At 66.4% G+C, this 20,315-nt stretch carries 17 protein-coding genes; 8 read left to right on the top strand and 9 right to left on the bottom strand.

Annotated elements, in window-relative coordinates:
• Positions 1–134: 134 nt before the first annotated feature.
• Together rutR and J3R73_RS21430 are read right to left on the bottom strand one after the other, a co-directional pair.
• A complete protein-coding gene (gene rutR / locus J3R73_RS21435; RefSeq protein WP_307431648.1) occupies positions 135–803 on the bottom strand; it encodes an HTH-type transcriptional regulator RutR in 669 nt (222 codons plus the stop codon).
• 37 nt (positions 804–840) lie between these two features.
• Complete coding sequence (locus tag J3R73_RS21430) at positions 841–1,392, bottom strand: cupin domain-containing protein (protein ID WP_307431645.1); 552 nt, start codon at positions 1,390–1,392, stop codon at positions 841–843.
• A gap of 288 nt (positions 1,393–1,680) precedes the next feature.
• Here J3R73_RS21430 and aptA point away from each other — a divergent pair, with 288 nt between their 5' ends.
• The 7 genes from aptA (at position 1,681) to J3R73_RS21395 (ending at position 10,587) form a co-directional block, all read left to right on the top strand.
• On the top strand, positions 1,681–3,006 hold the full coding sequence (gene aptA / locus J3R73_RS21425; protein WP_307431642.1) for an omega-aminotransferase AptA: 1,326 nt from the start codon (positions 1,681–1,683) through the stop codon (positions 3,004–3,006).
• A 29-nt stretch (positions 3,007–3,035) separates the two neighbouring features.
• Complete coding sequence (locus tag J3R73_RS21420; protein ID WP_307431639.1) at positions 3,036–4,532, top strand: CoA-acylating methylmalonate-semialdehyde dehydrogenase; 1,497 nt, start codon at positions 3,036–3,038, stop codon at positions 4,530–4,532.
• A gap of 603 nt (positions 4,533–5,135) precedes the next feature.
• Entirely contained in the window at positions 5,136–5,972 is an 837-nt protein-coding gene (locus J3R73_RS21415; protein ID WP_307431636.1) for an ABC transporter ATP-binding protein, read from the top strand.
• A complete protein-coding gene (locus tag J3R73_RS21410) occupies positions 5,962–6,891 on the top strand; it encodes an ABC transporter permease (protein WP_307431632.1) in 930 nt (309 codons plus the stop codon). The genes J3R73_RS21415 and J3R73_RS21410 overlap by 11 nt, the downstream gene beginning before the upstream one ends.
• Positions 6,888–8,000, top strand: coding sequence for an ABC transporter permease (locus tag J3R73_RS21405; protein ID WP_307431629.1), 1,113 nt, complete (start codon positions 6,888–6,890; stop codon positions 7,998–8,000). The genes J3R73_RS21410 and J3R73_RS21405 overlap by 4 nt, the downstream gene beginning before the upstream one ends.
• Before the next feature lie 33 nt (positions 8,001–8,033).
• The gene (locus tag J3R73_RS21400; protein WP_307431626.1) at positions 8,034–9,029 is read left to right on the top strand and encodes an ABC transporter substrate-binding protein; all 996 of its coding nucleotides are present in this window, start codon (positions 8,034–8,036) and stop codon (positions 9,027–9,029) included.
• 316 nt (positions 9,030–9,345) lie between these two features.
• Positions 9,346–10,587 carry a Zn-dependent hydrolase gene (locus tag J3R73_RS21395; protein WP_307431623.1) on the top strand — a complete coding sequence of 414 codons (1,242 nt, stop codon included), beginning with the start codon at positions 9,346–9,348 and terminating at the stop codon, positions 10,585–10,587.
• A 159-nt stretch (positions 10,588–10,746) separates the two neighbouring features.
• On the opposite strand, the gene J3R73_RS21390 is transcribed toward J3R73_RS21395, so the two are convergent.
• From J3R73_RS21390 to J3R73_RS21360, 7 genes are all read right to left on the bottom strand, one after another.
• A complete protein-coding gene (locus J3R73_RS21390) occupies positions 10,747–11,577 on the bottom strand; it encodes an ABC transporter permease (protein ID WP_307431620.1) in 831 nt (276 codons plus the stop codon).
• A 4-nt stretch (positions 11,578–11,581) separates the two neighbouring features.
• A complete protein-coding gene (locus J3R73_RS21385; protein WP_307431618.1) occupies positions 11,582–12,475 on the bottom strand; it encodes an ABC transporter permease in 894 nt (297 codons plus the stop codon).
• Between the two features lie 7 nt (positions 12,476–12,482).
• Positions 12,483–13,553, bottom strand: a complete 1,071-nt coding sequence (locus J3R73_RS21380) for an ABC transporter ATP-binding protein (RefSeq protein ID WP_307431615.1) — start codon at positions 13,551–13,553, stop codon at positions 12,483–12,485.
• 271 nt (positions 13,554–13,824) lie between these two features.
• The gene (locus J3R73_RS21375) at positions 13,825–15,012 is read right to left on the bottom strand and encodes an extracellular solute-binding protein (protein ID WP_307431612.1); all 1,188 of its coding nucleotides are present in this window, start codon (positions 15,010–15,012) and stop codon (positions 13,825–13,827) included.
• A 39-nt stretch (positions 15,013–15,051) separates the two neighbouring features.
• A complete protein-coding gene (locus J3R73_RS21370; RefSeq protein WP_307431609.1) occupies positions 15,052–15,816 on the bottom strand; it encodes a glucosamine-6-phosphate deaminase in 765 nt (254 codons plus the stop codon).
• A 2-nt stretch (positions 15,817–15,818) separates the two neighbouring features.
• Positions 15,819–16,844: a LacI family DNA-binding transcriptional regulator gene (locus J3R73_RS21365; protein WP_370879973.1), complete on the bottom strand. Its 1,026-nt coding sequence runs from the start codon at positions 16,842–16,844 to the stop codon at positions 15,819–15,821.
• Positions 16,845–17,120: 276 nt separating this feature from the next.
• The gene (locus J3R73_RS21360) at positions 17,121–18,281 is read right to left on the bottom strand and encodes a M20 aminoacylase family protein (protein ID WP_307431603.1); all 1,161 of its coding nucleotides are present in this window, start codon (positions 18,279–18,281) and stop codon (positions 17,121–17,123) included.
• 123 nt (positions 18,282–18,404) lie between these two features.
• Between J3R73_RS21360 and pgi the strand changes: the two genes are divergently transcribed.
• Complete coding sequence (gene pgi / locus J3R73_RS21355) at positions 18,405–20,060, top strand: glucose-6-phosphate isomerase (RefSeq protein WP_370879972.1); 1,656 nt, start codon at positions 18,405–18,407, stop codon at positions 20,058–20,060.
• Positions 20,061–20,315: the final 255 nt, after the last annotated feature.

The raw sequence follows: 20,315 nt of genomic DNA, 5'->3' as shown, positions 1-20,315 counted from the left end.
GCGCCTCTACAAGGCGAGACAATTTTGGCAGATTTTGATTATACAAGGGGATCCATGGGCCAGAACGCGACCGCTCTACGCCATGGATCCCCTTCCCTCGCCGCTGCGCGGCTCGCCGGGGATGACGATCCGGCTCAGTCCGAAGCGGCCTGGAGCCCGGCCGCCTCGGACAGCACGCCGCGCAGGATCGTCTCCGTCAGCGAGCGCCGCGTATCCTCATAGAAGGCCTCGTCCGAAAGGTCCTTGCCGGTGATGGCGCTGATCTGGACGGCGAAGTCGGCGTAATGCTGGGTCGTCGCCCAGATCATGAACAGGAGATGATGCGGCTCGATCGGGCGCAGCCGGCCGTCGGCGATCCAGCCGCGGATGATCGCCACCTTGTCTTCGACGACCTCGGTCAATTCGGTGGCGAGCACCTGCTTGAGATGCGGGGCGCCCTGCATGATCTCGATGGCGAACAGGCGCGAGGCATCGGGATAGCGGCGGGAGCAGTCGAGCTTCTGCCCGATATAGGCGGTGAGGGCGCTGGCGGGATCGCGGACGGCGTCGAGTTCGGCGAGCGGGCTGAGCCACACCGACAGCGTGCGGGTCAGCACCGCCGCATAGAGCGCTTCCTTGCTGCGGAAATAATAGAGAAGGTTGGTCTTCGACATCCCGGCGCCCTCGGCGATCTGCTCGATGCGGGTGCCGCGCAATCCGTGCCGGGCGAAGGCTGAGAGGGCGCTGTCGAGGATCTTGTCGATATTGGCCGCGCCCGCTTTGGTCTTATGACGTTGTCCGGCGGCTGCTTCACCTGTCGCCATCATGTCGTTCCATTCTCTGCATGAAATATATACATGCTCAGAAAGAAGGCGGCGTGCAAGCCGTAACCAGTTCGCAGGGCTCCTCGCCGATATTGCGGAAGCGGTGCGGCTCGCGGCTGTCGAAGTAATAGGCGTCGCCGGGGCGCAGGACCGTCTTGTCCTCGCCGACAGTGACCTCCAGTTCGCCGCGCAGGACGATGCCGCATTCCTCGCCCTGGTGGTGGAGCAGGACCTTGCCCGAATCCGCGCCCGGCGCGTAGCGCTCGGCCAGCATTTGCAGCGCGCGTCCCCTGAGATCCGAGCCGACCTGGCGGTAGGAGACGCGACCGCGCCCGATCTCCATCAACTCGTCGCTGCGATAGAACACCTTCCGCCCCGGATTGGCTTCGAGCGCGAAGAATTCGGCGAGGCCAATCGGCACGGCGTCCAGCACGCGCTTGAGCGCGCCGACCGAGGGGTTCACCGCATTGGATTCCATCAGGGAGATCGTCGCGTTGGAGATGCCGGCCAGCTTGGCGAGCTGGCGCTGCGACAGGCCGCGCGCTTCGCGCACGCGGCGCAGCAGGGACCCGACATCGACGTTCTGCATGGACGGCTTTCCGGCGGAGGCTGTTTAGACTGTTTAATATCCTGAACGGAATTGGCAATTCCGTTTTACATTCAAGCGGGTGCCGCTCGGGAAGAAAACGTCTGTTTTCAGGCGGCGGAGAGGGCTAGAAGTAGGGGTACAGGCTGGCCGCGGCGAAGGCCGCGCCGCAGACCGTCGCGCCGCCGCGAGGATATGGCGCGGCATGCCGATTCGAGACAGAGCTGGAGCAGCTCGAGGAGCCGGGCTCCCGTCAGGGGACGGGGCGCGGCAGATCCCGGAGGACGACACATGAATGCCCCGACGCGCGTGCCCAACAACCTCGAAGCCTTCTGGATGCCGTACACGGCGAACCGGCAGTTCAAGTCCAATCCGCGCATGTTCGTCGCGGCCAAGGACATGCATTACACCACCTCCGACGGCAGGCAGGTGCTCGACGGCACCGCGGGCCTGTGGTGCTGCAATGCCGGCCATTCGCGGCCGAAGATCGTGGAAGCCATCCAGAGCCAGGTCGCCGAACTCGACTATGCGCCGGCCTTCCAGATGGGCCATCCCAAGGCCTTCGAGCTCGCCTCGCGCCTTGTGCAACTGACGCCCCAGGGCATGGACCATGTCTTCTTCACCAATTCGGGCTCCGAGGCGGTCGACACCGCCCTCAAGACGGCGCTGGCCTATCACCGCGTGCGCGGCGAGGGATCGCGCTTCCGCCTGATCGGCCGCGAGCGCGGCTATCACGGCGTCGGCTTCGGCGGCATCTCCGTCGGCGGCATCGTCGCCAACCGCAAGATGTTCGGCACCATGCTGACCGGCGTCGACCACATCCGCCATACGCACGACCTCAGCCGCAACGCCTTCTCGCGCGAGCAGCCCGAATTCGGCGCCGAATATGCCGAGGACCTGGAGCGCGTGATCCAGCTGCACGACGCCTCCACCATCGCCGCCGTCATCGTCGAGCCGGTCGCCGGATCGACCGGCGTGCTGATCCCGCCCAAGGGCTATCTGGAGCGCATCCGCGCCATCTGCGACAAATACGGCATCCTGCTGATCTTCGACGAGGTGATCACCGGCTTCGGCCGCCTGGGCACGCCGTTCGCCGCCGACTATTTCGGCGTCACGCCCGATTTGATGACCGTCGCCAAGGGCATCACCTCGGGCGTCATCCCGATGGGCGCGGTGTTCGTCAAGAAGGAGATCTACGACGCCTTCATGCAGGGCCCGGAGCATCTCATCGAGTTCTTCCACGGCTATACCTATTCGGCCAATCCGGTCGCCTGCGCCGCGGCGCTCGGCACGCTCGACACCTATCACGAGGAAGGCCTGCTCACCCGCGCCGCCGACCTCGCCGCCTATTGGGCGGATGCGGTGCATTCCTTCAAGGGCCTGCCGCATGTCATCGACACCCGCAATCTCGGCCTGATCGGTGCGATCGAGCTCGAGTCGATCGCCGGCCAGCCGACGAAGCGGGCCTTCACGGCCTTCCTGAACGCCTATGAAAAGGGCCTGCTGATCCGCACCACCGGTGATATCATCGCGCTGTCGCCGCCGCTCATCGTCTCGAAGGCCCAGATCGACGAACTGGCCGGCATCCTGACGGATGTGCTGAAGACGCTCGATTGACAGAAGACGTCGGGAACGCAGAGGAAACCATGTCACGTATCGGCAACCTGGTCGGCGGCAAGTCCGTCGACCCCACCAGCGGGCGCTTCGCGCCCGTCTTCAACCCGGCAACCGGCGAGCAGAGCGCGGAACTCGGCCTGTCCTCCGTCGCCGACGTCGACCTCGCCGTGCAGGCGGCCAAGAAGGCCTTCCCGGCCTGGTCGACCATGGCGCCGCTGAAGCGCGCCCGCTTCATGTTCAAGTTCAAGGAACTGCTCGAAGCCAATGCCGACGCTGTCGCCGCGGCGATTTCGAGCGAGCACGGCAAGACCCATTCGGACGCGCTCGGCGAAGTGCAGCGCGGCATCGAGGTGGTCGAATTCGCCTGCGGCATCCCGCACCTGCTCGCCGGCGAGTTCAGCCGCAATGTCGGCCCGGCCATCGACACCTATAATGACCGCCAGGCGCTCGGCGTCGTCGCCGGCATCACGCCGTTCAACTTCCCGGCCATGGTGCCGCTGTGGATGTATCCGGTGGCGATCGCCTGCGGCAACACCTTCGTGCTGAAGCCCTCCGAGCGCGACCCGTCCGCGGCGATGCTGGTCGCCGGCTTCCTGCTGCAGGCCGGCCTGCCCGAGGGCGTACTCAACGTCGTCAACGGCGACAAGGTCGCGGTCGACGCGCTGCTCCACCATCCCGACGTCAAGGCGGTGAGCTTCGTCGGCTCGACGCCGATCGCCCAGTACATCTATGCGACCGCTGCGGCGAACGGCAAGCGCTGCCAGGCGCTCGGCGGCGCCAAGAACCATATGGTGGTGATGCCGGACGCCGACATGGAGCAGGCGGCGGACGCCCTCGTCTCGGCCGGCTACGGCTCGGCGGGTGAGCGCTGCATGGCGATCTCCGTCGCCGTCCCGATCGGCGACAAGACCGCCGACGCCCTGGTCGACCTGCTGCTGCCGCGGATCCAGAAGCTCAAGGTCGGCCCCGCCACCGACGCCCAGGCCGAGATGGGGCCGCTCGTCACCCGGCAGCACAAGGAGAAGGTGCTCGGCTATATCGACGCCGGCGTGAAGGAAGGCGCCGACCTGGTCGTCGACGGCCGCGGCCTCAGCCTGCAGGGCTATGAGAACGGCTATTTCGTCGGGCCGACGCTGTTCGACCGCGTCACCGAGGACATGTCGATCTACAAGGAGGAGATCTTCGGGCCGGTGCTCTCGGTGGTGCGCGCCAGGGATTACGGCCACGCCACCAAGATGATCAACGAGCACGAATATGGCAACGGCACGGCGATCTTCACCCGCGACGGCGACGCCGCCCGCGCCTTCGCCGATTCGATCGAGGTCGGCATGGTCGGCATCAACGTGCCCCTGCCGGTGCCGGTCGCCTATCATTCCTTCGGCGGCTGGAAGCGGTCGCTGTTCGGCGACCATTCGATCTACGGCATGGAGGGCGTGCGCTTCTACACGCGGCTGAAGACGGTAACCTCGCGCTGGCCGACCGGCATCCGCTCGGGCGTCAACCTCAACTTCCCCAGCACGAACTAGGAAGCTTCTTTGGCTGGTGCGGACATTCTGTTCGCTTTTCCTGGCCGGATAAGCTGCCTTCTCCCGAGTCGGGAGAAGGTCCCGGCAGGGGGATGAGGGTCTGAGCTTCGACAGAGATAGCTCGACAGTCGTGCTTGAATTGTCAAAGTTCAGACCCTCATCCGGCGCTCCGCGCCACCTTCTCCCGACCCGGGAGAAGGAAAATCGCGCCATTTCCCGCAAACTTGATGCCTCCAGAGCGCCATTCGCTCCTTTTGCATCGGCGAAGCGATGCCGGATACGTTGCAGCCCCACGGCGCGGTCACGGACCGGCATATCGACGGACGCATCTCGACGAAAAATGGTTGCCTAAAATTTGTCCATACGGTCAATATTGTTGCGGGCACCCAAGGAGGGGTGGCTTTCGAAAGCTGTCTCGCCGCGAGGCGGTCCCTTTGCATTTCATGCCGGACGGTGACTTATCGCCGCTTTGAAAATGGTCTAACGAGGGTATGACAGCCCGTCCGGCGCAAGATCGGCGGGTGGAGGCCGCGGGCCCGACATGGCACGATCATTGCTGTGGTCCGGACGGTCCGATGGCGACGATCCAGGGATAAGGCGGGCATGCAGGTTGAGGGCGTGGAGCGGAATGCGAGCGGGAGACAGGGATCGTCACCGGCCGGCCAGCCCGTGATCTCGGTCGAGGACCTGTCCCTCACCTTCAACACCGGCGACGGCCCGGTCTACGCGCTCTCCAAGGTCGACCTCACCGTCGACGAGGGCGACTTCGTCTCCTTCATCGGCCCTTCCGGCTGCGGCAAGACCACGCTTCTGCGCGTGATCGCCGACCTCGAGCGGCAGACTTCGGGCTCGATCCGGGTCAACGGCCTCAGTCCGGAGCAGGCCCGCCTCGGCCGGCAATATGGCTATGTCTTCCAGGCGCCCGCGCTCTATCCCTGGCGCACGATCGAGCGCAACGTGATGCTGCCGCTGGAGGTGATGGGCTTTTCCGCGGCCGAACGGAAGGAACGCGCGGCGCGCAACCTCGAACTCGTCAACCTCAAGGGCTTCGAGAAGAAGTTTCCCTGGCAATTGTCGGGGGGCATGCAGCAGCGCGCCTCGATCGCCCGGGCGCTGTCCTTCGACCCCAAGCTGATGCTGATGGACGAGCCCTTCGGCGCGCTCGACGAGATCGTGCGCGACAAGCTCAATGACCAACTGCTGCATCTGTGGCGCACGACGCGCAAGACGGTCGTCTTCGTCACCCATTCGATCCCCGAGGCGGTCTATCTGTCTACCCGCATCGTGGTGATGTCGCCGCGGCCGGGGCGCATCATCGACATCATCGACTGCAATTTCCCGCGTGACCGGACGCTCGACATCCGCGAGACGCCCGAGTTCCTCGCCGTCGCCCATCGTGTGCGCGACGGCCTCAGGGCGGGGCACTCCTATGACGACTGAGGCGCTGGCGCTGCCGGCGGGGCGCTCGCCCCGGGGCCGGCTGATGCGGGGGCAGGCGGGGCCGGTCGCCGTCGTCGTGCTGGCGATCGTCGCCGCCTGGTATCTCGCCTGCCTGCCGATGAACTGGGACGCGCTGCAGCGCGCCATGCCCGACGCGGCGAGCCGGACGCTCGCCGAGCAGTTCGTCGCCGCGATCAACCTTCCGGACGGCAAGATCGCCGCGCCGCACCAGATCGTGGCGGCGATGGTGCAGGGCCTCTTTTTCGAGCCCCCCTTCGGACGGCGCAGCCTCGTCTACCATTCCATGATCACGCTCTCCTCGGCTCTGTCGGGCTTCGTCCTCGGCGCGGTGCTGGGTATCATCCTCGCGGTGCTGATCGTGCATTACCGCTCGATGCGCAAGAGCCTGATGCCCTGGGTCATCATCTCGCAGACCATCCCGATCCTCGCGCTGGTGCCCCTGCTCAATGCGGTGCTCGGCCAGCTCGACTTGCCGATCATCGTGCCCAAGGCGCTGATCGCGACCTATCTGTGCTTCTTCCCGGTGACGGTCGGCATGGTCAAGGGGCTGACCTCGCCGGACCCGATGCAACTCGACCTGATGCGCACCTACGACGCCTCGAAGGCGCAGACCTTCTGGAAACTGCGCTGGCCGGCGGCGACACCCTATCTCTTCGCCAGCCTGAAGATCGCCATCGCCGGCTGCATCGTCGGCGCCATCGTGGCGGAAATGCCGACCGGCGCCCAGGGCGGGCTCGGCTCGCGCCTCCTCGCCGGCTACCAGTACAACAATCTGCGGCTCGTGCTGTGGGCGGCGCTGTTCACCGCCGCGCTGCTGTCGGCCGGCCTAATCAGCCTGATCGCCCTAGCCGAGCGGCGCGTGCTTGCCTCCATGGGCGTGGCGGGAGGCGGCCGATGACGGCGTTCCAGTCGCGCGGATGGCTGCTGTCCGGCGTTCTCATCCTCCTCAGCGCCTTCTTCCCGCTCGCGGATGCCGCCGCGCCCGGCTTCGCGCCGCAGGCGGTCCTCTATGCCGCGGCCCTCGTTTTCCTCCTCGTCGGCGGCCGGCGTCGCCCCGGCGGTGCCAGCTTCGCCGCCGCGCTGGTGCTCCTCGTCGCCTCCGCGGCGGCGCTGACGGCGATCGTCCATCGGCCCGACGTGGCGGGCGGCGCCTCATGGGGCTTCTGGCTGAAGGCCGTCGGCCTGTGGCTGGCGTCCTGGATGGCGGTCGACGGCATCGCCGACGGCGAGAAGGCTGGCGCGTCGCGCTGGCACGATCTCGCGCCTGCCGTGCTCTTCGGCGCCACTCTGCTGGCGCTGTGGGAGTGGATCGTCGCCGGCTTCGGCATCCAGCCCATCAACCTGCTGGCCCCCTCCGCCATCGGCGCGGCCGTCGGCTATTATGCGCAGACGCTGGTGCAGGACTTCGTGTGGACCTTCCTGCGCGAGGTGCTGCTCGGCTGGCTCGTCGGCTCCGGCGCGGGCTTTGCCGTCGCGCTCGTCGCCGACCGCATCCCCTTCCTGCGCCGGGGTCTGCTGCCGCTCGGCAACATCGTCTCGGCGCTGCCGATCGTCGGCATCGCGCCGGTCATGATCTGGTGGTTCAGCTATGAGTGGCCGTCCAAGACCGCCGTCGTCATCGCCATGACCTTCTTTCCCATGCTGGTCAACACGGTGGCCGGGCTCGCCGCCACCGGCAGCCTGGAGCGCGACCTGATGCGCTCCTATGGCGCGACCTACTGGCCGACCCTGGTGCGCCTGCGGCTGCCCGCGGCGATGCCCTTCATCTTCAACGGCCTGAAGATCAACTCGACCCTTGCGATGATCGGTGCGATCGTCGCCGAATATTTCGACGGCCCGACCATGGGCATGGGCTTTCGAATCAACACCCGCGCGGCGCTTTCCGACAGCGGCATCGTCTGGGCGGAGATCGCCGTGGCGATGGTGGCGGGTTCGCTGTTCTACGGCATCATCGCGCTCGTCGAGCGGGCCGTGACGTTTTGGCATCCCTCTTACCGGCGCGCGTGACGGCGGATGAAGGGCAACAGAGGAGTGGACGACATGAAGAAGGCACTTTTGGCGGGCGTCGCTTTCGCGATCGGCCTCGGCCTCGTCGCGGCACACGCCGCGGACAAGGTGACGATCCAGCTCAAATGGGTCGCCGACGGCCAGTTCGCCGGCTATTACGTCGCCAAGGACAAGGGCTTCTACAAGGATGCCGGCCTCGACGTCACGGTGGCGCCCGGCGGCCCCGACATCGCGCCCGAGCAGGTGATCGCCAACGGCCGCGCCGACGTCATCGTCGACTGGATGCCGGCGGCGCTCGCGGCGCGCGAGAAGGGCGTCCCGCTGGTCAACATCGCCCAGCCCTTCAAGCGCTCCGGCCTGGAACTCACCTGCCGCAACGAATCCGGCATCAAGTCCCCGGCCGACTTCAAGGGCAAGACGCTGGGCGTCTGGTTCTACGGCAACGAATATCCCTTCCTCGCCTGGATGGCCAAGCTCGGCCTGAAGACGGATGGCTCTCCGGACGGCATCAAGGTGATCAAGCAGGGCTTCAACGTCGATCCGCTGCTGCAGAAGCAGGCCGACTGCATCTCGACCATGACCTACAACGAATATTGGCAGGTGATCGAGGCCGGCGTGAAGCCCGAGGACCTCACCGTCTTCAACTATACCGACCAGGGCGTCGCCACCCTCGAGGACGGTCTCTATGTCCTTGAAGGCAAGCTGAAGGATCCGAAATTCGTCGAGACGATGGCCAAGTTCGTCAAGGCCTCGATGAAGGGCTGGGACTATACGCGGGCGCATCCGGACGAGGCCGTGAAGATCGTGCTGGACAACGATGCCTCGGGTGCCCAGACCGAGCAGCACCAGATCCACATGGTGGCCGACGTCAACAAGCTGACCGAAGGCTCCGACGGCACGCTCGACACCGCGGCGGCCGACAATACGGTGAAGACGCTGCTCTCCAGCGGCGGCGACAGCCCGGTCATCACCAAGCCCCCGGTCGGCGCCTGGACCTCCGCCGTCACGGACGCCGCCAAGAAGCTGTAAAACGTCCGTGAGGCTTCTGTCGGCTTTGATGGTGGACGCCGGGCTCGACGGAAATGACGCGACGATCCTTCTCCCGGTTGGGAGAAGGTGCCCCGATAGGGGCGGATGAGGGGCTAACGCTCGACCAGCCCGGGAGTGCCAGCGCGTTCCCTCTGTCGAAGTTGAGGCCCTCATCCCCCTGCCGGGACCTTCTCCCGACTGGGAGAAGGCGTTCCATCGATCCGACATGACTCAGCGACAGCCGCTCCGGTCGGCATCGTGCAAGGCGGGAAACGGGCGGCCACGCCAGCCAGCATTTATTTTTGGAATCAGCATCATGCTCACCAATCTCAACATCAATCCGCAGCGCCTGTGGGACAGCCTGATGGAGACCGCCAAGTTCGGCGGTACCGCCAAGGGCGGCATCCGGCGCCTGACCCTGTCGGACGAGGACAAGCAAGTCCGCGACTGGTTCAAGGCGCAGTGCGAGGCCATCGGCTGCACGGTGAGCATCGACGAGATCGGCAACATGTTCGCCCGCCGCCCGGGCCGCGACAACGGCCTGCCGCCGATCGCCATGGGATCGCATCTCGACACCCAGCCGACCGGCGGCAAGTTCGACGGCGTGCTCGGCGTGCTCGGCGCCCTGGAGGCGATGCGCACCCTGCACGAGCAGGGCTACGAGACCAATGCGCCGGTCGAGATCGTCAACTGGACCAACGAGGAAGGCTCGCGTTTCGCCCCCGCCATGCTCGCTTCCGGGGTCTTCGCCGGCGCCTTCACGGCGCAATACGCCAATGAGCGCACCGACCGTGATGGCAAGAGCTTCGGCGAGGAGCTGGAGCGCATCGGCTATCGCGGCGAGGAGAAGGTCGGGGCCCACAAATTCGGGGCGATGTTCGAGCTCCATATCGAGCAGGGGCCGATCCTCGAGGACGAGAAGAAGATGATCGGCGTCGTCACCGGCGTGCAGGGCATGCGCTGGTACGAGGTGACGGTGACCGGGCAGGATGCCCACACGGGCGCCACGCCGATGTATCTGCGCAAGAATGCGCTGGTGGGCGCGGCCCGCATCATCGAGGCGGTCGACGCCATCGGCCACAGGCACCAGCCGGGCGTCGCCACCGTGGGCCTGATCGAGAACAAGCCTAACAGCCGCAACGTCGTGCCGGGCGAGGTGTTCTTCACCATCGACCTGCGCCACCCCGACGAACAGGCGCTCGACGCGATGGAGAAAGAATTCCGCGCCGCCTTGGAGGTGACGCTGCCCCCGATGAAGCTCGCCTATGAGGAGAAGCTGATCTGGAACTCGCCGGCGGTGAAATTCGCCCCCGAACTGATCGCCTGCGTCCGGCACGGCGCAGAGACGGCGGGCTACGCCATGCGCGAGATGGTGTCCGGCGCCGGCCATGACGCCGCCTATATCGCCCGCGTCGCCCCGACCACGATGATCTTCGTGCCCTGCGAGGGCGGCCTCAGCCACAACGAGGCGGAATCGACCAGCTTCGACGAGTGCGCCGCCGGCGCGCAGGTCTTGCTCAACGCCGTGATCGAGCACGACCGGCGCCTGGCGGGATAGGCGAGGGCGCGATTGGAGGGGCGATCACCGATCGACCTTTTCCTTTCCTGCAAGCTCGGTGTTGCCAAGAAGGGCGATCTGGTGATCGCCCTTCCATGCGCTCTTCTTTCCATCGGGCGCGACACCTGAGAAAGAGCGGCCAGGATGTCCGCGCTCCGATTATCGTGAGCTGCGCCCGACGATCTGCGTCGGGTTGACGAAGCGCAGCGCGATCAGCAGCCAGACCAGCGTGGTCGCCGTGTAGATCACCGCCATGGCGTCGATCGACTGCACGGCCCGCACGCCGGCCGCGAACACCGAATAGTAGAGCGCGACCACCAGGGTCTGGCTGGTCGGGCCCGCCGTGAGGAAGGTGAGTTCGAACATCGCGATGGTCCTGACCAGGACGAGCAGCAGGGCCGCCAGCACCGCCGGCATCAGCATCGGCACCAGCACATGGCGGAAGAGCTGGAACGTGTTGGCGCCGAACACGCGGGCGGCGGATTCGACCTTGGGGTCGATCTGCTCGATGAACGGGATCATCACCACCACGACGAAGGGTACGGACGGCACGAGATTGGCGAGCACCACGCCCCAGAAGGTGCCGCCGAGGCCGCTCTGGTAGAGCACGGTGGCGAGCGGGATGCCGAACGTCATCGGCGGCACCAGGAGCGGCAGGAGGAAGACCAGCAGCACCAGCCGCTTGGCCGGAAAATTCCGCCGCGCCAGGGCGTAGGCCGCCGGCACGCCGAGCAGCCCCGACAGCGCCACCACGGTGAAGACGATCTGGAACGTCACCGTGAGCAGGTCGCCCAGCTGGAATTCGTGCCAGGCCGAAACATACCAGCGTGTGGTGAAGGCCTCCGGCAGCCAGGCGCGCAGCCACCGCGTCGAGAAGGAGCTGGTGACGACGGTCGCCATCATCGCCGCGATGTTGAGGACGAAGAAGCCCGTGAAGACCCAGACGGCGGTGGCCCACAGCTTCGCGCCGATCGTCGTGTCGCGTATCATGCGCTCATCCTTTCCCGCCGCTGGCGGAGCCGCGATAGAACAGCCGCCGCCCGGCGAGGGCCAGCACGACCACGGCGAGCTGGACGACGGCCATGATGATGGCGATGGCCGATCCCATCGAATAGTCGAAACGCTCGAAGGCGGCCTGATAGGCGGCGATCGAGATGACGCGCGTTTCCCCGGCCGGGGCGCCGAGCAGCACGGCGGAGGGAAACACCGAGAAGTTCTGCACGAAGGACAGGCAGAAATTGATGGCGAGGCCCGGCACCAGCAGCGGCAGGAACACATGCAGGAAGCGCCGCCGCGCATCCGCGCCCAGCGTCGCCGCCGCCTGTTCGAGCGCCGGATCGATGCCGGAGACGTAGGAGAGCGTCAGCAGGAAGGTGAAGGGAAAGCCGGTGATCAGCAACGAGGCGAACACGCCCCAGTAATTGTGCAGCAGCCGGACAGGATGGCCGATGACGCCGAGCCAGAGCAAGGTGCGGTTGAACCAGCCCTGCGGCCCGAGATAGTTGAGGAGCCCTTCGGCGACGAGCACCGTGCCGAGCGTCACCGGGATGACCAGGATCGTCGTCAGCAGGCGCTGGCGCCGCATCAGGCGGACGCGGAACGCCACCGGCAAGGCGATGACGAGGCTGACCAGCGTGACGGGGACCGCGATGTTCAGCGTCGCGCCGATGGTATCGTAGAGATAGGGATCGGAGAAGAAGGCGCTGTAATTGGCCAGCCATCCGCCTTCCTTGGGCTGGAAGGAAAGGACGAGGCCATAGGCGAAGGGATAGACGAAGAGCAGCACGATGAGGAGGAGCGCCGGCAGCACGAGCAGCGTGACGCCGTCGAGACCGCGCAGCGCCAGCTGCTGGCGCAGGCCTGGCGGGGTGTTCGAAGGCAAAGCCATCTGCGCCTCACTTTGCCGGAAAGATCAGGACGCGCGCCGGATCGGGAACGAGGCCGACGCGCTCGCCGATGCCCACCGGCCCTTCCGAGCGGAAGATCAGCGACAGGCCGTCGGCCATCCGTGCCGTGCCGACATATTCGCGGCCGCGATATTCGATCGCCTCCACCGTCGCCGCGAGGCCGGGAGCGCCGTCGGTCCGGACCGCGATGTCGTCCGGCCGGAAGACGGCCACCGCGGCGGCGCCTTCCGCCAGCGCGCCGCGGGCGATGCCCTCCACCACGGCGTCGCCCGCCCCGAGCCGCGCGCGCTTGCCCTCCCGCGCCAGGCACGTGCCGGAAAGCTGGTTGCGGAAGCCCATGAATTCGGCGACGTCGCGGTCGGCCGGGCTCTCATAGAGCTCGTGCGGGGTGCCGACCTGCCGGATCGTGCCGTCCTTCAGCACGACGATGCGGTCGGCCAGCGACAGCGCCTCGTCCTGGTCGTGGGTGACGTAGATGGTCGTGCCGCCGAACTCGTTGTGGATGCGGCGGATCTCGGCGCGCATCTCCAGCCGGAGCTTGGCGTCGAGGTTGGAGAGCGGCTCGTCCATCAGCACCAGCGGCGGCTCGATCACCACCGCCCGCGCGATGGCGACACGCTGCTGCTGGCCGCCCGAAAGCTGGCCGGGGAGCTTGGCTTCCTGGCCCTGCAGCCGCACCAGGCGGATGGCCTCGTCGACGCGGCGGGCGGTCTCGGCCCGGGCGACGCCGCGCATCTTCAGGCCGAAGCCGATATTCTGGCGCACCGTCAGATGCGGGAACAGCGCATAGTTCTGGAACACCATGCCGAAGCCGCGCTCTTCCGGGCGCAGCGTGTCGATGCGCTTGCCGTCGAGCAGGATGCGGCCGCCGCTGATGGCGAGCAGGCCGGCGATGCAGTTCAGCGTCGTCGACTTGCCGCAGCCGGAAGGGCCGAGCAAAGCGACGAATTCGCCGCGCCTGATCGTGAGGTCGACGCCATGCAGGGCGTTGAGCGTGCCGAAGCTGCGCCCGACGCCCTCGAGCGTCAGAGTATTGAAACGCGACGAGGCTGATGGCATCGAAATTCCCGGCTCGGATGGATCTTGGAGTGTCGATCGCCGATCGACATGGAAACGCCGCGCATCCCGGAAGGGAAGAGGGCGATCGGTGATCGCCCCTCCAGGCGTGTCCGGAGTGTCGATCACCGATCGACATGGAACCGCCGTGCGGCCCGGAAGGGAAGAGGGCGATCGGTGATCGCCCCCTCCACGGCGTGCCCGGAGTGTCGATTACCGATCGACATGGAACCGCTGCGCGGCCCGGATGGCAAGAAGGCCACCCCTCCCGGCGTCACTTCTTCAGCTTGGCGCCGCCGATCTCGCGGTCCCATTTGTCGAACATCGCGACCAGCGGCTTGGCGTCAAGCGGAGGCTCGACCGGATTGTCGGCGATCATGGCGGTATATTCCGGCCGCCCGAAGCGCTTGAAGGTATCCTGGCTCTCCTGGGGCGCCATGTCGATGGTCACGCCGTTGATCGCGGGGCCCGGATACATATAGCCGTGATCATACATGAAGGCCTGCTGCTCAGGCTTCAGCATATAGGCGATCAACTGCAGCAGGACGCCCATCTTCTCGTCGGAGACGCCCTTGGGAATCGCGACATAGTTGGCGTCGCCCACCCAGTGGAAGCCCTTCAGCGTGCCGACCTTGTACTCTTCGGGCACGATGCCGAGATAGCGCGGATTGACGTCCCACCCGGTGGTGGTGGCGATGATGTCGCGCGTGCCTTCGCCGAGCTCCTTCATGGTCGCCGTCGTGCCGGCCGGATAATATTCGATGCAGCCGTCGAGGTCCTTGAGATAGGCCCAGGTCTTGTCCCAGCCATGGACGGGATCCATCGGGTCCTTGTCGCCGAGGAGATAGGGCAGGCCCATGACGAAGGTGCGGCCCGGCCCGGAATTCGCCGGCCGCGCATACATGAACTTGCCCGGATTGGCCTTGCACCAAGCGAGCAGCTTCTCGGCGGTGTCGGGCAGGTCCTTCACCCGGTCAGGCGCATATTCGAGGAGCGGGCCGGAAGGATACCAGTCGTCGACGAAAGCCTGGCCGCGGGCCATCTTCTGCATGGCGTAGGCGCCGGGCAGATAGAGTTTTTCGAGGTCGGGAAATTTGTCGGCATATTTGGGCAGGATCTCGGTCCACAGGCCCTGCTCCATGCCGGCGGCGAGCGCGTCGTTGCCGGTCAGCACGAAGTCGATGTCGACCCGCCCCGCCGCCTGCTGGGCCTGGAGCTTGCCGGCGAGTTCGGGCGCCGTCGCCTGGGTGTAGACGAATTTCGAGACCAGGTCCGGATGGGTCTCGGCGAATTTGTCGAGCGCCGGCTGGCTGAGCTGGAGGTCGCCGGCGACGTCGATCACGCTGATGACCAGCGGCTGCTTGGGCTTGGGAAAATCCTGGGCCGAGGCGAGGGCCGGAAGGATCGCGGTGGCGATTCCGGCGGCCAGGACGCTGAGGATGGCATTGCGTCGCGTCTTCATGATGTCCCTCTGGTTGAAGTCTTGCTTATCGATGGCCGGTCACGCGCCGGCGTTGCTTGGCATCTGCTGCAGCAGGGCAGCGGATTCTGGATCGAGGAAGAGGTGGCAGGCGGGGTGCCGCTGCAGGATGCTGGCCGGCACCAGCGGTGTGATCGGCCCTTCCAGCGTGTCGCGCACCGCCTCGGCCTTGCGGCGGTCGGGCACGGCGAGGATGACGAGGGCGCTCTTCACGATCTGCGGGATGGTCATGGTGATCGCCTCGTGCGGCACGGCGTCGAGAGTCGGGAACCAGCCTTCGCCGAATTGCTGCCGGCGGCAGCGCTCCTCGAGCTGGACCACGCGGAAGGGCTCGGCGGCCTCGAAGTCGGCCGGCGGATCGTTGAAGGCGAGATGGGCGTTCTCGCCGATGCCGGCGAAGGTGACGTCGATCGGGTGCTGCTCGATCAGGCGGTTGACGCGCGCGATCTCGCCGTCGAGGTCCGGAGCGTCGCCGATGATGAAGTGAAAGGCGCCGAGTGTCGGCAGGAAGGACGTGAAGCGCTCCTTCAGATAGCGCCGGAAGCTTGCCGGATGCGTCTCGGGCATGCCGATATATTCGTCGAGGTGGAAGGCGGTGACGCGCGACCAGTCGACGTCGCCATGCTTCACCAGGGCTTCGATCAGTTCGAACTGGCTCGCGCCGGTGGCGACGACGATATTGGCCGAGCCGCGCGCTTCGATCGCCGACCGGATCGTCTGGGCGCCGAGATCGGCGGCGGCCTGGCCGAGGGCGGTCTTGCCGGGCTCGAGGTGGATCTGGATCATCGTCACTCCGTGGTTGCGGCGGCGCGGCCGCGATGATGCGGATCGTCGTGCTGCCTGGATGGGAGAAGGGGAGGTTCGACCGGCCGGGACGCGCCGGGCGGCGCCGTCGTCTGGCGGATGATCAGTTCGGTCGGGAGGCGGAGGCCGGCATGGGGCGGCGCGGCGCCGCGCAGCACCTCGAAGAGCAGGGCGACCGCCTGGGTGCCCGCGGCGAAGCAATGCGTCTCGACCGAGGTCAGCGGCGGATAGGTCGTGGTGGCGAGGACGCCGTCGCAGCCGACCAGGCTGAAGTCGCGGGGGACGGCGAGCCCGCGGCCCGCGAGGCCGGCCATGATGCCCTGCGCCATCACGTCGTCGAAGGCGAGGGCCGCCGTCACGCCGGCCGCGATCAACTCGCCGGCGCAGGCCTGTCCGGCCTCGAAGCTTGGCCTCGAGGTCTCGATCCGCACCAGGCCGATGCCGAGCCGGCGGGCCGTCGCCTCGACGGCCGCATGGCGCTCGCGGTTCGACCAGGACAGCGTCGGGCCGGCGACATAGGCGAGGGAGCGATGGCCGAGCCCGGCGAGGTGCTCGACGGCCTGGGCATAGCTCGGCCCGGTATCGATGAGAAGATGGGGTAGCTGCGCCACGTCGCGGTTGATCAGCACGAAGGGCCGCCGCTTGGCGTGTTCGAGGATGCTCTCCTCGGACAGGCGGGAGGAGACGAGGATGAAGCCGTCGACCTGGGCGGCGAGTTTGGTCAGCAGCATGTCCTCGACGTCCGGCATCTCGTCGGAATCGCCCAGAAACGTCGCATAGCCCTCGTCGCGCGCCTTGGCCTGGGCCCCGCGCATGAGCGCGGCGAAGAAGGAATTGGTGATGTCGGGCACCACCAGCGCGATATTGCCGGCCCGGCCGGTGCTGAGGGCGCGGGCCGTATGGTTCGGAACATAGCCGAGGCGCCGGGCGACGCCGAGCACGAGCTCCACCGTGTCGCGGCTGAGCAGATGGGGCTGGCCGAAGGCGCGGGAGACCGTCGCACGCGACACGCCGGCCTCGTCCGCGACGTGGCTTATCGTCGGCGAGGAACGCACATCACGGGGAGTTCGGACGACCATGCTGCCCCAACCTGCTCTGCAACCGGTTTCATGAAACCGGTTGCAGAAGGCGTTGTCAAGGCTTTTTATCCGACGGGACGGCCCTGCAATGCGTGCAAAATGTGCAAAAAGCGGCGATTTCCCTTCTCTCGAAGGGGAGAAGGCGGCTCTCCGCGTCAGCGACCTCGGCGCGGCAGGCTCGACGCCCGCAGACCTCCCAGGCCCTCGCTATTGCGCCAGCCGCGCCTCGGCCAGGCGGGTCCAATAGCTGATGCCGGCCGGGAGGATGGCGTCGTTGAAATCATAGGAGGGGTTGTGCAGCCCGGCCGTGTTGCCGTTGCCGATGAAGATGAAGGCGCCGGGGCGGGCTTCGAGCATGAAGGAGAAATCCTCCGCGCCCATCACCGGTACCGTCTCGGTATCGACATTGTCGAAGCCGGCGACGCGGCGGGCGACCTCGGCGCAGAACTTCGTCTGGCTGGCATGGTTGCGGGTGACGGGATAATTGCGCTTGTAGACCGCCTTCGCCGAGGCGCCCAGCGCCTGCGCGGTGAGTTCGGAAACCTCGACCAGCCGCTTTTCCAGGAGATCGCGCATGTCAGGGGTCAGCGCCCGGCAGGTGCCCTGCAGGCGGGCGCTGCCGGGAATGACGTTGTAGGTCTCGCCGGCGCGGATCGAGGTCACCGAGATCACGGCGCTGTCGAGCGGGTCGGCGTTGCGCGACACGACGCTCTGCAGCGAGGTGACGATGTGCGCGGCCACCAGGATGGGATCGATGCCGTTGTGGGGGCTCGCCGCATGGGCGCCCTTGCCGGTGATCTCGATGTCGAAGACGTCGCTCGATGCCATCAGCGGGCCGGGGCGAAGGGCGAAATGGCCCGGGGCGATGCCCGGCATGTTGTGCATGCCGTAGACCTCCTCGATGGCGAAGCGGTCCATCAATCCGTCGTCCAGCATCGCCTTGCCGCCGGCGCCGCCTTCTTCGGCCGGCTGGAAGATCACCACCGCATCGCCGGTGAAATTGCGCGTGCGCGCCAGGTTCTTCGCCGCGCCGAGCAGCATCGCGGTATGCCCATCATGGCCGCAGGCATGCATCTTGCCCCGCACGGTCGAGGCATAAGCGAGGCCGGTCGCCTCCTCGATCGGCAGGGCGTCCATGTCGGCGCGCATGCCGATGGCGCGCGGGCCCGGACGCCCGTGGATGACGCCGACCACCCCGGTGCGCCCGATCCCTTCCACCACCTCGTCGCAGCCGAACTGCCGCAGCAGATCCGCGACCAGGCCCGCCGTGCGATGGACGTCATACTGAAGTTCGGGATGACGGTGTATGTCGCGTCGCCACGCGGCGACCTCGGGAGCCATGGCCTGAATGCTGTCGGAAATCGTCATGGGTAATCAGTTCCGGTTTGTGAAAAGCGCTGATATCAATGCGCCATTGATTTCTTGTTCCGGCACGCGCGACAAGAAAGCTGGACGGTTTCGGTCAGCGTCAATCTGGCATGACTTACGAGGATGAGGAAGGGAGCGACCATGGATCATTCACAAGCCGCGAAGGTTTGGCAGGATCTCGAAGCCCACAGGCAGTCCCTGGGACAGACGACCACCCGCGACCTCTTCGCCGCCGATCCCGACCGGTTCGCCAGGTTCTCCTTCAGGCTGGACGACGTTCTGGTCGATCTGTCCAAGAATTGCGTGAGCGCCGACACGCTGGCGCTGCTGCTGTCCCTCGCCCGCGCGCATAATCTGGAGATGCGCCGCGACGAAATGCTCCGGGGCGATCCCATCAACACGACAGAGGGCAGAGCCGTCCTGCACACGGCCCTCCGGGCGCCCGCCGATGCGGATATCCGCGTCGACGGCAAGAACGTCGTGCCGGACGTGCACGAGGAACTCGCCCGCTGCTACGCCTTCGCCGACAAGATCCGCTCCGGCGTGCTGCGCGGCGCTACGGGCGACAGGATCACCGACGTGGTCAATATCGGCATCGGCGGCTCGGATCTCGGCCCGGCCATGGGCGCGCGCGCCCTGTCCCCCTATGCGGACGGGCCGCGCGCGCATTTCGTCTCCAATGTCGACGGCGCCGACATGGCCGATACGCTGGCCCGTCTCGATCCCTCGCGCACGCTGTTCCTGGTGTCGTCGAAGACCTTCACCACCATCGAGACGATGACCAACGCCCAGTCGGCCCGCGCCTGGATCGCCGGCTCGCTCGGCGAGACGGCGGTGGGCGATCATTTCGCCGCGATCTCCACCAACATCGTCGCCGTCGAGGCCTTCGGCATCTCGAAGGACCGCATGTTCCGCTTCTGGGACTGGGTCGGCGGGCGCTATTCGATGTGGTCGGCCATCGGCCTCGGCCTGATGATCGCCATCGGGCCGGAGAATTTTGCCGCCTTCCTGGCCGGCGGGCACGAAATGGACCGGCATTTCGCCACCACGCCGCTGGAGAAGAACATTCCGGTGCTGATGGGCCTCGTCGGCATCTGGCACCGCAATTTCCTCGGCTATGCCGCCCATGCGGTGCTGCCCTATGACCAGCGCCTCGGCCGTTTCCCGGCCTATCTGCAGCAGCTCGACATGGAGTCCAACGGCAAGCGCGTCCATCTCGACGGAACGCCGGTGACGAGCGACACCGGACCGCTGGTGTGGGGCGAGCCGGGCACCAACGGCCAGCATGCCTTCTACCAGCTCATCCACCAGGGCACGAATGTGATCCCGGCGGATTTCCTCATCGCGGCCGAGGCGCATGAGGCGAATATGGGCGACCACCACGCCATCCTGGTCGCCAACTGCCTCGCCCAGACCGAGGCGCTCATGCATGGCCGCAGCCTCGACGAGGCCAGGGCCGTGCTGGCGGCGCAGGACATGCCGGAGAAGAAGGTCGAGCTGCTGGCGCCGCACAAGGTGTTCCCCGGCAACCGGCCGACCACCACCATCGCCTATCGCAAGCTCGACCCGCGCATGCTCGGCCGCCTCGTCGCGCTCTACGAGCACAAGGTGTTCACGCAGGGCGTCATCTGGGGCATCAACTCCTTCGACCAGTGGGGCGTCGAACTCGGCAAGGAACTCGCCTCGCGCCTGCTGCCGGTGGTCAAGGGCTCCAATGTCGAAGGCCTCGATGCCTCCACCAAGGGACTGGTGGCCCATCTGAGATCCCTACGGGTATAAGACTTCGAAAAATTCGAAGGGTGCAAGGAAATCACCTTGCAACCGGAAAATAAGAGAGCAGGATGGCGAGGAAATGCTTGCCATCCTGCCTGTCTCGTATTTCCTGCGGTCCAGAAAGTCCCTGAGCCGTCCCGAATTGGAATAGAGAGAGCGGCAAGTCTCGAAGAATAGCCTGATTGGATGGATCTTTCATCTTTTCGGAGATTGCCGTGACTGTCGAGCGCAAGACCTTCGATAATATCCTCGGTGAAGAAA

The organism is Labrys monachus (assembly GCF_030814655.1).
Lineage (GTDB): Bacteria > Pseudomonadota > Alphaproteobacteria > Rhizobiales > Labraceae > Labrys > Labrys monacha.
This window is presented reverse-complemented; position numbering and strand designations above follow the sequence as displayed.

Bases quoted from the DNA above. Each gene is read 5' to 3' on its own strand.
- rutR (WP_307431648.1), bottom strand. From the start codon at position 803: ATGGCGACAGGTGAAGCAGCCGCCGGACAACGTCATAAGACCAAAGCG.
- J3R73_RS21410 (WP_307431632.1), top strand. From the start codon at position 5,962: ATGACGACTGAGGCGCTGGCGCTGCCGGCGGGGCGCTCGCCCCGGGGC.
- J3R73_RS21390 (WP_307431620.1), bottom strand. From the start codon at position 11,577: ATGATACGCGACACGACGATCGGCGCGAAGCTGTGGGCCACCGCCGTC.
- J3R73_RS21375 (WP_307431612.1), bottom strand. From the start codon at position 15,012: ATGAAGACGCGACGCAATGCCATCCTCAGCGTCCTGGCCGCCGGAATC.
- J3R73_RS21360 (WP_307431603.1), bottom strand. From the start codon at position 18,281: ATGACGATTTCCGACAGCATTCAGGCCATGGCTCCCGAGGTCGCCGCG.
- J3R73_RS21370 (WP_307431609.1), bottom strand. From the start codon at position 15,816: ATGATCCAGATCCACCTCGAGCCCGGCAAGACCGCCCTCGGCCAGGCC.
- pgi (WP_370879972.1), top strand. From the start codon at position 18,405: ATGAGGAAGGGAGCGACCATGGATCATTCACAAGCCGCGAAGGTTTGG.
- aptA (WP_307431642.1), top strand. From the start codon at position 1,681: ATGAATGCCCCGACGCGCGTGCCCAACAACCTCGAAGCCTTCTGGATG.
- J3R73_RS21395 (WP_307431623.1), top strand. From the start codon at position 9,346: ATGCTCACCAATCTCAACATCAATCCGCAGCGCCTGTGGGACAGCCTG.
- J3R73_RS21385 (WP_307431618.1), bottom strand. From the start codon at position 12,475: ATGGCTTTGCCTTCGAACACCCCGCCAGGCCTGCGCCAGCAGCTGGCG.
- J3R73_RS21400 (WP_307431626.1), top strand. From the start codon at position 8,034: ATGAAGAAGGCACTTTTGGCGGGCGTCGCTTTCGCGATCGGCCTCGGC.
- J3R73_RS21420 (WP_307431639.1), top strand. From the start codon at position 3,036: ATGTCACGTATCGGCAACCTGGTCGGCGGCAAGTCCGTCGACCCCACC.
- J3R73_RS21380 (WP_307431615.1), bottom strand. From the start codon at position 13,553: ATGCCATCAGCCTCGTCGCGTTTCAATACTCTGACGCTCGAGGGCGTC.
- J3R73_RS21405 (WP_307431629.1), top strand. From the start codon at position 6,888: ATGACGGCGTTCCAGTCGCGCGGATGGCTGCTGTCCGGCGTTCTCATC.
- J3R73_RS21430 (WP_307431645.1), bottom strand. From the start codon at position 1,392: ATGCAGAACGTCGATGTCGGGTCCCTGCTGCGCCGCGTGCGCGAAGCG.
- J3R73_RS21415 (WP_307431636.1), top strand. From the start codon at position 5,136: ATGCAGGTTGAGGGCGTGGAGCGGAATGCGAGCGGGAGACAGGGATCG.